11 protein-coding genes are annotated in these 14,113 nt (G+C 56.4%); 4 read left to right on the top strand and 7 right to left on the bottom strand.

Annotated elements, in window-relative coordinates; all coding sequences use genetic code 11:
- Positions 1 to 61: 61 nt before the first annotated feature.
- The 3 genes from ABD735_RS11145 to ABD735_RS11155 all read right to left on the bottom strand — a co-directional run bounded on the left by ABD735_RS11145 (position 62) and on the right by ABD735_RS11155 (position 2,370).
- Positions 62 to 676 carry a DUF6160 family protein gene (locus ABD735_RS11145; protein ID WP_344806369.1) on the bottom strand — a complete coding sequence of 205 codons (615 nt, stop codon included), beginning with the start codon at positions 674 to 676 and terminating at the stop codon, positions 62 to 64.
- A 230-nt stretch (positions 677 to 906) separates the two neighbouring features.
- Positions 907 to 1,575: a DUF6160 family protein gene (locus tag ABD735_RS11150; RefSeq protein ID WP_344806371.1), complete on the bottom strand. Its 669-nt coding sequence runs from the start codon at positions 1,573 to 1,575 to the stop codon at positions 907 to 909.
- 102 nt (positions 1,576 to 1,677) lie between these two features.
- On the bottom strand, positions 1,678 to 2,370 hold the full coding sequence (locus ABD735_RS11155; RefSeq protein ID WP_344806373.1) for a DUF6160 family protein: 693 nt from the start codon (positions 2,368 to 2,370) through the stop codon (positions 1,678 to 1,680).
- Positions 2,371 to 2,821: 451 nt separating this feature from the next.
- Between ABD735_RS11155 and pabB the strand changes: the two genes are divergently transcribed.
- The gene (pabB, locus tag ABD735_RS11160) at positions 2,822 to 4,147 is read left to right on the top strand and encodes an aminodeoxychorismate synthase component I (RefSeq protein WP_344806375.1); all 1,326 of its coding nucleotides are present in this window, start codon (positions 2,822 to 2,824) and stop codon (positions 4,145 to 4,147) included.
- 12 nt (positions 4,148 to 4,159) lie between these two features.
- On the opposite strand, the gene thrH is transcribed toward pabB, so the two are convergent.
- The gene (thrH, locus tag ABD735_RS11165; protein ID WP_344806377.1) at positions 4,160 to 4,774 is read right to left on the bottom strand and encodes a bifunctional phosphoserine phosphatase/homoserine phosphotransferase ThrH; all 615 of its coding nucleotides are present in this window, start codon (positions 4,772 to 4,774) and stop codon (positions 4,160 to 4,162) included.
- Between the two features lie 123 nt (positions 4,775 to 4,897).
- Here thrH and ABD735_RS11170 point away from each other — a divergent pair, with 123 nt between their 5' ends.
- Complete coding sequence (locus ABD735_RS11170; protein ID WP_344806379.1) at positions 4,898 to 5,698, top strand: phosphoadenylyl-sulfate reductase; 801 nt, start codon at positions 4,898 to 4,900, stop codon at positions 5,696 to 5,698.
- Here the strand turns inward: ABD735_RS11170 and cysB are convergent.
- Positions 5,688 to 6,662, bottom strand: a complete 975-nt coding sequence (gene cysB / locus ABD735_RS11175; RefSeq protein ID WP_344806381.1) for an HTH-type transcriptional regulator CysB — start codon at positions 6,660 to 6,662, stop codon at positions 5,688 to 5,690. The two genes, ABD735_RS11170 and cysB, sit on opposite strands and share 11 nt — an antisense overlap.
- A 122-nt stretch (positions 6,663 to 6,784) precedes the next feature.
- Here cysB and ABD735_RS11180 point away from each other — a divergent pair, with 122 nt between their 5' ends.
- Together ABD735_RS11180 and ABD735_RS11185 are read left to right on the top strand one after the other, a co-directional pair.
- Positions 6,785 to 7,567: a sulfite exporter TauE/SafE family protein gene (locus ABD735_RS11180; RefSeq protein ID WP_344806383.1), complete on the top strand. Its 783-nt coding sequence runs from the start codon at positions 6,785 to 6,787 to the stop codon at positions 7,565 to 7,567.
- Complete coding sequence (locus ABD735_RS11185) at positions 7,567 to 10,446, top strand: winged helix-turn-helix domain-containing protein (protein WP_344806385.1); 2,880 nt, start codon at positions 7,567 to 7,569, stop codon at positions 10,444 to 10,446. The genes ABD735_RS11180 and ABD735_RS11185 overlap by 1 nt, the downstream gene beginning before the upstream one ends.
- Before the next feature lie 397 nt (positions 10,447 to 10,843).
- On the opposite strand, the gene dinG is transcribed toward ABD735_RS11185, so the two are convergent.
- Both dinG and ABD735_RS11195 read right to left on the bottom strand, forming a co-directional pair.
- Positions 10,844 to 13,090, bottom strand: a complete 2,247-nt coding sequence (gene dinG, locus ABD735_RS11190; protein ID WP_344806387.1) for an ATP-dependent DNA helicase DinG — start codon at positions 13,088 to 13,090, stop codon at positions 10,844 to 10,846.
- Between the two features lie 22 nt (positions 13,091 to 13,112).
- On the bottom strand, positions 13,113 to 14,108 hold the full coding sequence (locus tag ABD735_RS11195) for a general secretion pathway protein GspB (protein WP_344806389.1): 996 nt from the start codon (positions 14,106 to 14,108) through the stop codon (positions 13,113 to 13,115).
- Positions 14,109 to 14,113: the final 5 nt, after the last annotated feature.

The following is a 14,113-nucleotide window of genomic DNA, read 5'->3' on the forward strand; positions in this document are numbered from 1 at the left end:
AGTGCTTATCTGATCGGCATTACCTTGAAGGTGCTTTTTATGCTTGTCGGATCACCAGATCCTAGAGGCCGTTGCCGCGTACTACTACATCAAGTCCATCGATGTTGAGCTTTAGCAACTCAGTACCACCAAGGCTGCTCAGCATGCCACCCTCAACAGTTCCCGACCCGCCAGGCACTGAGCTCAGATCGAAACCTTCGACAAAGAAGCCCATGTCACCAGTTTTGAAATTCAGTTCCGAACGAGCGAAGGTCAAGCCAATACCGCCATCCCCCTCGGCAACATTGCCGCCGTTCGCTACGACATTGTCCAGGTCAGCTGTGGCGTCGAGCGTGATGTCGAGACTTCCGGCTACGGCAATATCCTTGGATATCGCGCCGCCGATCCACTTTTCACCATTCCCGTACGAAGTGTTCGCACCGAGGTTGGTATCGCTATCCCAACCGCCTTCTATGTCTACCAGCCACTTCTGCGCTTCGATGGTGACACCAGCTTCGCTCCAGTCGACGCCGTAAAAATCCCCTACACTCGCGTCTACACCTGAGATAGAGCCGATGCCAATCTCGAGCACGATTCCGCTCTGCCCTGTAATATCAGCCAGCTGGGCTTCTTCGAGCTCCTGAATTTCAGCAAAGGCTGAAGGGCTGGTCGCTACGGCTATAAAGGCGGCTGTCAATAAAGTACGTCTTGTAAATGTCGCGGAGTCGCTTCCGCATCTGTTGTGGCTGCTCATCGGGTTCTTCCTATCGAATTTAATTATTAGTGAATTATGATTTTTATGGTTCGGTCTGCGCTTGCGTTGCTTTTTCTTTCCTGAATTCTATTGCGCCAATAAAAAAGCGCAGCTCCTTGCGGACTGCGCTTTCTGCATTCATTGATCACGGCTGCTATATCAGCAGCGCTGACTCACTGAAAATGCTTGACGGGCACAGGCGCCAGGGACGCGTCGTAGCCGGGAACGGTGAAAGCACCGTCACCGCCAGCTGGCGCGTTCAAAAATACAATACCTTGATTTGTAACAAAAACCTGATCATTGATCACTGTAGTGACATCTTCAGCCTTGATATCGATAGGCAAGGCACCCGTGCCCATTCCGATACTCGGCGCAAAACTGAAAATGGCCGCTCCACGATCCAGAATGCCGTCCTCGTCAATATCCACAGCGCCATAGCGCAGGGGCATGACGAAGGACATCACATCCATCAAGGTGCCAGTCGTCTGATTGGCAAACGTAATGCCCTTGATCGCACGATCGTATGGTTGAACAGCGCCGGTAGTAGAGCTTTCACCTTGACGAATTGTTTCCTTGTTGCCCTGGGCGTCGGTATAGACAATGGCCTCATAGGTAATCTGACCACTCATGTTGATGACAGGGGCCGCCTGACCAGTCACTTCACTCATGGCGGCGTCATCGATCGGCTTGAGATCAGCCTGAACCGACAGTGCACTCAGCAAAAGACCAAAACCCAGGGCTGCGCGCGCTGTTCCACCGAAGCGGACGCAAGTAAGGGGCAGACTGCTCTTCGCAGATGACCCAGAGCAGAGCTGGCTTTGATATTTTGCTGAATGAACCATATACACCTTTAAAAAGTTGCAGGAGGGAGAGACAGAAAGGGACGCCGAAGCGCCCCTTTCCTGAGCACGAAGCTCTAACTTACTATTCGCGTTAAGCGGACCTTACAGGCCGTTACCACGGATAACCAGCTGGAGGTTATCGATGTTCATACCGATCAGCTCGATACCACCGAAGCTTGACACTTGGCCAGCAGCAACAGTACCAGTCGCACCAACGTTGGCCAGGTCATACTCTTCTACGAATACGCCCATGTCCCCAACTTTGAAGTTGATGTTTGAGTTCGCGAAAGTGATACCGATACCGCCGTCGCCTTCAGCAACCGCACCACCGTTGGCAACAACGTTGGCAAGGTCAGCAGTCGCATCGATAGTCATGTCGACCGCACCAGCTACTGCGATGTCCTTAGCGATGAAGCCGCCGAGTGCTGGAACTGGGTTGCCAGAGTTCACGTTAACACCAGTGTTGGTGTCCTGATCCCAGCCGCCTTCGATGTCTACGATCCACTTGAATGCTTCGATAGTGATACCAGCATTTGACCAATCAACGCCGTAGAAGTCACCAGCAGAACCTTCCTGAGTAACTACAGTGCCGTCAGCAAGAGTTGTTTCAGCTGTGTAAGCGTTGGCAGCAGCAGCGTCAACACCAGCGATGGTGCCGAAGCCAGCTTCGATTACGATACCGCTCTGACCAGACACTTCGGCCATTGCTGCGTCGTCGATAGACTTGAGCTCAGCGTTTGCAGCAGAAGCAGCAACGATTGCAGAAACCAGTACTAATTTGTTCAGGCCTTTCATATTAAATCTCCAGAAGGATTATTTTTATACCTAGGCTTCCCGATGAAGCCAATTTCACAAAAGATTGTAAGTCTCCCACAGATCAGAGCGCCTGGTGGCTCTCTGGCCCGGTTACGACTCGGAGGTCTTACAACCCGTTTTGCAACCTAACGATGCCTACTTTACGGATACACCCGCTTACGTTCCGTGACACTACTCACATTTTCTTTATAATTCGTAATTAGCTGTTCACGAAGTGTGTCTGGCATCGCACTCACCAGGGTCGGCGGCCATACGACCTGCCTTGTCACCAACTAGCCCCTTCCGTCTGTTATTCTGAGGAAATCCGTTCAAATGAGAATAATATCATGCACTTAGATTTCGGCCAGGCATTAGCGCGTTGCGGATTCGTTGGCTGCCGCTTACGGTTTTGCTAGACAACAGCTCATTACACAGGAGTGCATCGCACCTGATGCAGATCATTACACTGGATTACACAGAAGATATGCTCGACCGGCTGCGACAGGGTTGCGAGCAGGCCAGCGGCTTCATATGGCTGGACAGCGCCAGCCCCTGGACCGGCGCTGCAGACCATCCCAATGAGCTTCTGCTGTTCAATCCGGATTGGCAATTCAAAGACGATGCAGTATTGCCCGCACTACTCAAGCGCTGTGATGCCTGGCTTGAAGTGAAGCAACAGCTGTATACGGCGGCCTTGAAAAAACATTTACCAGCCTTGCGCTTTCACGGTGGTTTGGCAGGCGCCTTGCCCTACCCCGCACTCGATCGCCTCAAGGCAAGCCCGTGCGCTGCCGCCGTCGGCGATTACAGGAACTTCGTAGAAATCCAGCACGACACCCGGCGCATTTTTGCGGTTGTGGTCGATCAGGCGAGTCATGACCTGATTGAGCGAATCGCAGGCAATGATCTTGCCCTGGACCCTCGTGCCCCGTTTTCGCTGACCAGCGAATGGCAATGGACCTGGGGGGCAGGCGACTATAAGACGGCCTTTGACCGCGTACAGTCTTATCTGGCCGCAGGCGACTGCTACCAGGTCAATCTTACGCAGCAATGCCGGGCAAGCTTTACTGGCCACCCTTTCGAGGCCTACCGAGTGATCAGGGAAAAGGCACGAGCACCATTCAGTGCCTATGTCAGGCTTGGCAGTGACCACGACAGCGATGCATTGCTCTGCTTTAGCCCAGAGCGCTTTCTGCGTATAGAACAAGGAAAGATGCTCACCAGCCCCATCAAGGGTACGCGTGCCAGGCTCGCCGACGAGGCCCTCGACAGGCAACAGCGGGAGTCGCTGGCGGACAGCGAGAAGGACCGTGCCGAGAACCTGATGATCGTCGACCTGCTTCGCAATGATCTGAGCCGCTTCGCGAAGAAAGGCAGTGTGAGCGTACCGGAACTGTTCGCGCTGCACTCGTTCAGCAACGTGCATCACCTCATCAGCCATGTCACCGCCGACATTGACCCGGATTTTCATCCACTCGAAGCGCTGTTTGGCTGTTTTCCGGGTGGATCGATTACTGGTGCGCCGAAGCAGCGCGCGAGGGAAATCATCGATGAACTTGAGGCGGTGCCAAGGGACTATTACTGCGGGACTATCTTCAGCTACAGCCGCAGCGGGCTGCTGGACAGCAATATTGCCATACGTTCGGTGCATTGCGCGGACAACAGCGCGAGCATCAGCGGCGGCGGCGGCATCACCACTGGCTCGATCTGTGAGTCGGAATACGACGAATCGGTCGACAAGATCCGTCATCTCATGGAGGGATTGTCCCGTTTATAGAGACAGCGTCTGTTAAGCCTTGACGGTTTGGCTGGCTTTCAGGAATTCCTGGCGCAGGTCGTCGTAGGTATGCACCGCAGGAAACTGTGGAAACTCCCTGATCACGTTATCTGGGGCATGGAAGAGAATGCCTGCGTCGGCTTCAGACAGCATGGTGGTGTCGTTGTAACTGTCGCCGGCCGCAATCACGTAGTAGTTCAGGCTGTGAAAGGCTTTGACTGACATGCGCTTGGGATCTTTCTGGCGCAGAGTGTAATCCACTACCCGGCCGGAATCGTCCGTGACCAGCTTGTGGCAGAACAGCGTGGGATCACCGAGCTTCTTCATGAGCGGGCGGGCAAATTCATAGAAGGTGTCCGACAAAATCACCAGCTGGAAGCGCTCGCGCAACCACTCGACGAATTCAACCGCACCTGGTAGCGGGTCGAGCGTCTCGATGACGGCCTGAATGTCGGCAAGACCGTAACCATGCTCGTCCAGCAGCTTCAGACGCTGCTTCATCAGCACATCGTAGTCGGGGATATCCCTTGTTGTCGCACGAAGTTCGGGGATGCCCGTCTTCTCGGCAAATGCTATCCAAATCTCCGGTATCAGAACGCCTTCCAGATCAAGACACGCCAGTTCCACTGTAATTTCCTCTCCTGCTGAATGCCGGGCGAGTGTAAATGGCCTGATTGGCAAATACCAGACTGGCATCGCGCCCCGGTTGACGGCAACATAGGCAACCCGACACAGAACGCAAGGTCAACCATGCTGAACGATCCCACTGCCGAGCTGGACGAGCTCACCACAGCCCTCGAGGGACAGTCTCCTCGGGAGCGACTGCGCATCGCCATAGAGCGCTTCGATTCCATCGCACTGAGCTTCAGTGGTGCTGAGGACGTGGTGCTGGTACACATGGCTACGAAGATCAAGCCGGACATCAATATCTTCACGCTGGATACTGGCCGTCTGCCCCGCGAGACCTATGAGTTCCTTGACCGGGTGCGGGAACATTACGGCATTACGCTCGAAGTGATGTATCCGCAGCCTGAGCCGCTGCAGGCGATGGTCAGCAAGAAGGGTCTGTTCAGTTTCTACAAGGACGGCCATGAAGAGTGCTGCGGTATTCGCAAGATCGAGCCAATGCGCCGCAAGCTGGCGACGGTCGATGCCTGGATCACCGGTCAGCGCAAGGATCAGAGCCCTACGCGTGGAAATGTTCCGCTGGTGCAGGTCGACACGGCGTTCGGTACGGCAGACAGGACGCTGTTCAAGTTCAATCCCCTGGCAGACTGGTCTTCAGAGGATGTGTGGAACTTCATTCGGATGATGGATGTGCCCTATAACGCCCTGCATGAAAAGGGCTATATCAGTCTCGGCTGCGAGCCCTGCACCCGGCCAGTGCTTCCGAACCAGCATGAGCGTGAAGGCCGATGGTGGTGGGAAGAGGCCACGCAGAAAGAATGTGGCCTGCACAAGGGGAATATCGAGCTACAGCCGGTCGACGACAGCGACTCAATGACATCTGTCGGCAGTACGCCGCTCAGCAGTAAGCCGCTCAATAGGTAGGCAGAACCACCGATTCGAACAGCGCGTCGACTTCCTGACGGCTATGACAGGCCAGCGCCGCATCGACCAGCTCCCTGGTGAGGTGCGGTGCGAAGCGCTGGATGAATTCGTACATGTAGCCCCTGAGAAAGGTGCCTCGGCGCATGCCAAGCTTGGTGGTGCTTGGCTTGAACAGGCGGCTGGCATCCAGGGCGACCAGCTCTGAATCCTTCGATTCGTCAAAGGCCATGCGTGCGACGATACCTACCCCTAGCCCCAGGCGGACATAGGTCTTGATCACGTCGGCATCCGCGGCAGTGAACACGATCTTTGGCTTGAGATTCTTTTCGACGAAGGCTTCGTCGAGGTTGGAGCGTCCGGTAAAACCGAAAACATATGTCACGATGGGCCAGGCAGCGAGCTCTTCGATGGTCAGGCGGCCCACGCTTGCCAGTGGATGGCCCTTCGGAACGACCACGCAGCGATTCCAGCGATAACACGGCATCATCACCACATCCTGAAAATATTCCATCGCTTCGGTCGCGATCGCAAAGTCCACAGTGCCCTCAGAGGCCATTTCGGCGATCTGCATCGGCGTCCCCTGCTGCATATGCAGAGAAACATCTGGATAGGCTTCAATGAAACTGCGGATGACCGATGGCAAGGCATAGCGAGCCTGGGTATGCGTCGTGCCAATCCTCAATTCCCCCTTTCGCTGATTGGAAAACTCCTGGGCGGCCTTCTTGATGCCGTCGACCTTGCGCAGAATTTCCCCCGCCTCCCTGATGATCGATTCGCCCGCGGGCGTGATTCTGGTGAGATGCTTGCCGCTGCGAGTGAAGACCTCTACGCCGAGTTCGTCTTCCAGCAGGCGGATCTGCTTGCTGATGCCCGGCTGTGAAGTGAACAGGCTTTGAGCTGTGGCGGAGACGTTGAGGTCGTGATGGGCGACTTCCCAGATATAACGGAGCTGCTGCAATTTCATGGGACAACCTGAGCAAGATGGGGCCGAATTGAGCCGTTGCTTATAAAAATATATCTAAATATTCTTTTTAGAAATAATCAAGCGTCTGTAGTGTGGCTGTAATTCCTCCTGAGTCTAGACCATTGACTGAAATCCTTCTTCTAGTTATTGCAGGTGGCTTTGTCGGCTTTCTGGTCGGCCTGACCGGCGTAGGCGGCGGCTCATTGATGACGCCGCTATTATTGCTGTTCGGCTTTCCGCCACATATCGCCATTGGCACGGATCTGCTATATGCCTCGATCACCAAGGCCAGCGGTGTGTATTCGCACAGCCGGCATGGCTCGATCAACTGGCGTCTGGTCGGCGTGATGGCCGCTGGCAGCCTGCCCGCGTCTATCCTCACCACCATCGTGCTGGCCATCTGGTTCAGTGATGCCTCGCAATATACGGGTGTGCTCGTCACCAGTTTGGGCGTCATGTTGATCCTGACTTCGATCGTGTTGCTATACCGTAATCGCCTGCTTGCATTTAGAGAAGGCGCCTCTTGGTTCAGCGGCATCATGCGTGAACGTACAACGGCGCTCACCTTCACCATGGGCGTGTTCCTTGGCATTTTCGTTACCCTCACTTCGGTCGGTGCAGGCGCTATCGGTACCGCAGTTCTCATGGTACTGTACCCTCATCTGACAGGAGTCAGGATCGTTGGTACAGATCTCGCGCACGCGGTACCGCTGACGCTCGTAGCCGGGCTTGGACACATGCAACTGGGGAATATCGATTACACCCTGCTCTTGTGTCTGCTGCTCGGGTCGCTGCCCGCGACCCATCTGGGTACGAAGCTTGGCAAACACATGCCATCTGAGGTGCTCAGACCGGTTCTGGCCACGATGCTCCTGCTTCTGGGTCTCAAATATGCGTTTTTCTGATGTTCATACTGCCAACGAAACTGTTGCCACCCCAGCTTCCCGCGCGTCTGGTCAGCCGACCGCGGCTGACGGCGCTGTTTGCGCAGCAGGCCCTGCCGAGGTTCACGGGCTTTTTTGCCCCGGCAGGCTATGGCAAGACCACCCTCGTCCAGCAGATCCTTGCTGAACATCTCGATACCGACTCCAAGGCCCAGCTAGCCTGGTACGCCGTTGACGCCACGGACAATTTTTTCAGTGGCTTCTGGAACTACATCTGGGCGACCACTTTTGGTCGCGAGACGAAGCTCGATGATAGTATTCCCGGCGAAGCCGCCTTCGAGGCCCCGTCGCCACAGTGGCTGGACGAATCGCAGCCGGAGCAGATTGCAGCGGCCTATATTCAGGCGGTGCATTCGTTACTCAACAAGCGACAGGCTGCTCAACAGGGTGGCCAGATCTTTCTGGTCCTCGATGACCTCCACCTGGTCCAGCGACCTGCCATTCTCCGGTCCATCGCCTATCTGATCGACTTCGCGCCACCCGGCCTGCATGTGCTGGCCACTTCCCGTTCAGAGCCCGATATGCCACTGGCTCGATGGAAAATAAAACAGTATGCCACCCTGATCCATGCGGCAGATCTCGTTTTTACCAGTGAAGAAATCGGCTATTGGTTTGGCGACAGTTTCGAACCCGACGAATTGGCGAACGCGACCGGAGGTTGGGCAGCGGCCCTCCGGCTGATTGACAGTGGAGAGGCGCGAATGCGCTCCCGCACTGGCTCGCAGCCGGACAGGAAAGCCCTGCCCAGCACGCTGAATCAGGACGAGGTGGATGTTTACGTGGCGCAGGAGGTGCTCGTCGAGCTCCCCGAAGACCTCTTGCAGTTTGTGCTCGACGTTGCTCATTTTCAGCAATTTACGCTTGACCTGTGCGACCTGGTACGGGATGAGGATAACACCCGCGAATGTCTGAACGAGCTTCTCCGCCGACGCCTGTTCATCATAGAGCTCGATGAGCAGGCGCAGTGGTACCGCTTTCATGATCTGTTCCGCAATGGCGCCCTCTACCTTCTCAGGAACGAATATCCCGCCCGCTACGAAAACCTGCTGCAGAAGACCGTAGCGGCGCTGATCGACAGCGACTGCTTTCTTGAAGCGGTGCAATATCTTTTCCTGCGCGAACGCTGGGCGCAGGCTGCCGACGAGCTCGAACGCGTGGGCAATCACATACTTCGCCAGGGCTACCATCAGCTCGTGCTCTCCTGGCTGCAGGATCTGCCGATGGAGATTGAAGCGACCCGGCCACGCCTCACGCTGATGCGGGCCTGGTGCCTGTTCTTCGATAACCGTTTCGCTGCCGTCACTGACATCCTGGATCAGATGGCTATTGCCTTCCCGGCACTCTTTGATGCGGATCAGACTGCCACTGGCGAGGACAGTCAGCTGCGGCCCGAACTGCACCTGCTGGCCGCCTATGTGGACCGCTTCAGTGGGGATTATGCCCAGGCCCGCCACAAGACCACTGCGGCACTGAAGGAGCTGCAACATATCGACGTGCCGATGAAGTCGCTGGCCTATTTCGGTCTCGCCAACGATAGTTATATTGCCAGTGATCTCGACAATGCCGCAGTGGAACTACGCAAGGCGACCCTCGAGGCAAAGGTTGAACAGCGTTATTCGACCTTCCTGTCGAGCATCGGCCTGCTGGTCTGGATCTACTCCATTCGTGGGGCTGGTGAAGATGCGCTGGCCCTGCGGAAGAGTGCGGTTGAATGGATTACCAGTTTTCATAGAAACGAGCGTGATCCGAATGTGGTCTCATGCTGGCTCAATAGCGGCCTGGTGCTGACGCACCTGGCGGCTGGCAATATTCTGCAGGCGAAGGCTGCCTTGTCGCCGATGCTGGAATTTGTGGCCGATGCTGAAGCTCAGCAACAGATTTTCACATGGTATGTGCAGGCACGGCTGCACCTGGTTGAGCGAAAGTACAGGGAAGCCACCGCACTGTTGCACCAGGCCTGTCGGGTTCTTGAGTCCGCAAGCGAAGACACCCAGGCTTTGGCGCCGCCGCTGACCGCCCTGCTGAATAAAGTTCACCTGTTTCGCATGCGCTATGAGCACGCTGAGTCAGCCTCGATGGGGTCGGCACTCATGGACCTGCCCGATAAGCAGTGGAGCGAAAACAACGCACACATCCTCACACAAGTGGAAACCAGGCTGGCCTATGCTGAATGGCAGCTGCTGCGATGCGAATACGACGGTGAGGCGCATTCGGAACAGGCGCTGGAGGCAGCAACGGCTTTGATAACGCTGGTCACGCCTACCGAGTTGCATTATCACCAGACCGCAGCCCATTTATTGATGGCGCTGACCGCTAAGCGTGCAGGCCGGGATCCATTGCTTGTCAGGGATCACGTCGTGGCGGCAATCCGGTTGGCGACCCGCTTCAAGCTGGTCAGCTGCGCGCTTCTGTTTGCAGACCAGGTCCGTCAGCTCTTGTCGGAGCTGTCGGACTCTGTCACCAGTGGACTCGACAGGGCTTTTATCAACCAGTGGATACAACATCTGGGCAGCTGGCTGGAACAAGCGCCCTCCGCCCTGGCTGACTCCGCAAGCACCGCTCCGACGGAAGCAAGGCAAACTACCCCGGTGTCCGCGCCCGAGTTGCAAAGCTCATCGGCTGCTGAGGACATGGGGGCTTCAAGCTTGCTCAGCCAGCGTGAGATTGAAGTACTGGAACTGATAAACAAGGGGCTACCGAACAAGCTGATCGCGAATGATCTCAATCTCGCACCGGCTACCATAAAGGCGCATATCCGCAATATTTACGGCAAGCTGGGTGCAGGACGACGTACCGAAGCGCTGGCCATCGCCAGATCAAGGGGCTTACTGAAGTCCTGAGTGTTGGGGCTTAGCGAACGAATAGTCCGTTTTTACGCCCTTCGGACGATTACCGCTAGACCCGGCGGCAGTAAGATAGCTGCATATGAATTGGTTAGCAGGCCTTGCAACTGATTCAGAAGGATGATTTCCCGCGGGATGATCCGATACTGGCAGCAACCTAACAACTGTCAGCCAGTATCGGGTCGGGACGCGAAACAAGTACAGCTATTCCACGAGTTCTTCCTAACGGGGTGTAAAAACCCCGGTTTGCGCTTGCGGCGATTACGGATTCGGCTCTGTAATCGTCGTCTTTTTATCGCAAGTCCCGAAAATACCAGATCTCTCCTGCCAACATAGTGACACTGCTCTCAGTTCCTTGCCGACCTTCGTATTTTTCTGTCAAATCGACTCAGCCTCAGCCTGCCGGTGGCTCGAAGCGCTGAATGCGGCATCGCGGCAAAGCCTCGATAAAACGTCGACCATATCGCTTCGTCAGTAGTCGAGAATCAAGCACTGTGACTCTGCCCTGATCTTTCTCCGTTCGGATGAGACGGCCGAAAGCCTGTCTGAAGCGGATGATGGCATCTGGTAGCGACACTTCGTCAAAAGGCTTGCCTCCCCTTGCCTGCAACCATTCGGAGTACGTTGATTCGACGGGATCATCGGGCACCGCGAAAGGTAGCTTGCAGATGATGAGATGGGTCAGCAGCTCGCCTGGCAGATCAAGGCCTTCAGCAAAGCTGGCCATACCCAGCAGCACACTACCTTGCCCGGCAGTCATGCGCTGTCGATGCGCTTCGATCAACTGTGCTGGCTGTGCCGAGAGCTGACTCAGCATCGACTCGAATCGTGTCTTCTCCAGAAGCTGCTCCAGACGGGCCATCACCGCCGTGAACTGCTTGCGTGAACTGAACAGCACCAGGGTGGCTTCGTCGAAGTTCAGCGCATCTGCGATCGCAGCGCTCAGCTCGGCAATATAGCTGGCTGAATCGCCCGGACGCTGTCGGGCATTCATGATGCGCAGAGTGCAGTGCTCACTGTAGTCAAAGGGACTTTCGTGCACTGCAAACACGCTGCCGGCAGGCAGCCCGGCGGTATCACTGAAGCGGCGGAAAGCAGAAGCGCTTTGATCATGACCGTCACTCATCGTGGCTGATGTGCAGATTGCGGCGAAGGCGTTCTGCCAGACCTGTTCAGCGAGATAGCTACCACCATGGGTGGGGCTGGCGTGCAGCACGAGGTCACCACTGTCCTGACTCATCTTGGTCCACCACACGGCAATGGGGGGCCGCTGCATGCGACTGGACTCATCAGGAATCTCGGAGATCTGGTGATAGAGTCTCTGCAAGGTGTCGACATAGGTCTGATCCCCGCTGAAGGCGAGGCTTTCACCCTGCAGTCGTTCGCTGTCGTCCGGATCTATATTGTCCTTGTCCAGCATCTGCGCGATACCGCCCAGGATATCGCCCAGCGCCGCCTGCAATTTGTCGGACTGCTGACTGAGCTTGCCTGCCAGTTCACGCAAAGTCTCTGGACAGGCGCCTGCTTCGTAGCGCTGAAGCAGCGGCTGTTGTTCGAAACGATCGGTCTTTTCCGGCCATTGTGCCTGTGTCTGCTGCCATTCCCACAGCTCCCGCAGCAGCTCACCGGCTTCGACGGCATGCTTGCTAATGTCTCCGAGGCGTTCGCCGAGCTTGTGATCGCTGAGCCGCAGGTGCTCAGCCGCATCTGCACGTGCTTTCATTTCGGCCAACTGCTGCTGGCTGGAGCCGAGGCCTGCGAAGGCGCTGAAATGATTGAGCGCTTTTTCGGGTAACTGATGCGCTTCGTCGATGATGAGGATGCTGTCTTTCAGAGCGGGCAACACGACCCCGCCACCGAGTCTGATGTCGGATAACAGCAGGTCCTGGTTGGCGATGACGATATCGGCAGATTCTATCTGCGCCCGCTGCCTGAAATAGGGGCACTGGCTAAAAAAGTCGCAGTCGCGGTTGAAGCAGCTGCGATTGTCTGTAATCACTGTTTGCCAGAGGCCATTCGGCAAGTCGTCGTCCAGACTGTCGATATCCCCCGTCCATTGGCGGGAGGTGAAGCGACTGAGCAAGCCTTCATAATGAGTGCGGGCGAACCCCTCGATGAGCTCGGAGTCAGCCGAATTTGTCGCGCCAGCGCCGGCACTGGTCGGTCCGGCAGGCAGTCCGGGGAACAAGCCTTCGCTGCCAGCCAAAAGCAGTTCAAGCCTGTTGAGACACAGAAAGCGCCCGCGCCCCTTCGCTAGCTCGACCTGCAATGGCCAGGCGGTAGCCGCCTGCAGCCTCGGCAACTCGCCCTTGAGTATCTGCTGCTGCTGCGTAACCGTGGCGGCAGCAATGATGATCTTCTTGCCGAGGGTGACTGCATAGGGAATGGTCGCCAGCAGATAGGCAAGCGTCTTGCCAGTACCCGTGCCGGCCTCGACGACGCATACGGCATCCTGGCTGGTCCGAAGACCATCGGCGTTGGTCTGGATCGCGCCCAGATAGCGCGCAATGTCCGCGATCATGCGCTTCTGGCCGCCGCGTCCGCTGACCCCGTGGTGCTTCAGGTAAGCGCGATAGCCTGACTGTATGGTCTCATTCGGCTGGTAATGATCAGGCGAGAGAATATCTGTAGCAGTGCTCACAGTGATCCAATGCTTTGAGCCATCAAGGTTTCCAGTCCCTGATCACCGAGACGTGAAAGGTATAAGGGTCCTTGAAGAGCACGACGCCTTCTGGCGTAATTTCGCGGATGCGCAGTGAGTCGAACTGCTGACCTTCACGAAGATACTGGTTGTTGATCATGATACGGCGACTAGAAGGATCGCTACTGTAAATATGACTGTTAAAGGTGAGCGCTGGCAGCTGTTGCCTGAAATCTGCAGGCAGGGTGTTGATGTCAGCAGCCGTTGGTGCGGTCGGCTGCTCGGAGACCGGCGCCGGCTCAGACTCGACAGGCGGTGGCGCGGGTCGAGATGGCGCCGCGGGCATGGGCAAGGCAGCAGTACCGGATGAGGAGGGCCTGATCACTTCCATCCCATCCTCATTCGCGTAAGACACTGTTGGCCGACTCGAAGTCGCCGTATTTTTCGGCGTCAATGGCAAGGGCTTTAGAGTGTCCCGTGGACGAAGGCGCTCGAGTCGCGCATCCAGCTTGTCGCTGAGGCGGTCTCCCGTGCCCGCGTCAGCCTGCGGAGCAAGGGTGTTCTCCTGAGTCATCTCCGGGGCAGTGACAAACCCTACATTCGGCAGAATCGACTCAGGCTCCTGATAGGGCTCGCCGTAGCCAGCATCATAGTCCGAGCCATAGTCGGTCAGTGACGAGGCTGGCATGACACGCTGAGGCAAAGGCCGGCCTTCCCTGCGCAGAAATTCTTCCGGTACGGCGTCTTCTACGCGAGACTCGGGTAATGCCGTGGCCTCCGGGGACATAGGCGGCACTGGCGCCGGGCTCGCCACAGGCTCACGATTGAAATACAGATACAGCGCACCGCCAATCAAGGCGCATACATTCAGCACCAGAATCGCCACCAGCAGCACTTTCAAGCCGGCAGGTTGCGGCGACTTGACCGGCATGACCAGACGGGTTCGCGCCTCCTGAGGCAGTTGGTCGCGGTGCCGTTCCTGCTCGGATTTTCTTAAGGCATCGAGGATATAGGACATGGGCG

This window comes from Allohahella marinimesophila, from assembly GCF_039538005.1.
Classification (GTDB): domain Bacteria; phylum Pseudomonadota; class Gammaproteobacteria; order Pseudomonadales; family Oleiphilaceae; genus Allohahella; species Allohahella marinimesophila.

Bases quoted from the DNA above. Each gene is read 5' to 3' on its own strand.
- ABD735_RS11170 (WP_344806379.1), top strand. From the start codon at position 4,898: ATGCTGAACGATCCCACTGCCGAGCTGGACGAGCTCACCACAGCCCTC.
- pabB (WP_344806375.1), top strand. From the start codon at position 2,822: ATGCAGATCATTACACTGGATTACACAGAAGATATGCTCGACCGGCTG.
- ABD735_RS11185 (WP_344806385.1), top strand. From the start codon at position 7,567: ATGTTCATACTGCCAACGAAACTGTTGCCACCCCAGCTTCCCGCGCGT.
- ABD735_RS11150 (WP_344806371.1), bottom strand. From the start codon at position 1,575: ATGGTTCATTCAGCAAAATATCAAAGCCAGCTCTGCTCTGGGTCATCT.
- ABD735_RS11195 (WP_344806389.1), bottom strand. From the start codon at position 14,108: ATGTCCTATATCCTCGATGCCTTAAGAAAATCCGAGCAGGAACGGCAC.
- ABD735_RS11155 (WP_344806373.1), bottom strand. From the start codon at position 2,370: ATGAAAGGCCTGAACAAATTAGTACTGGTTTCTGCAATCGTTGCTGCT.
- cysB (WP_344806381.1), bottom strand. From the start codon at position 6,662: ATGAAATTGCAGCAGCTCCGTTATATCTGGGAAGTCGCCCATCACGAC.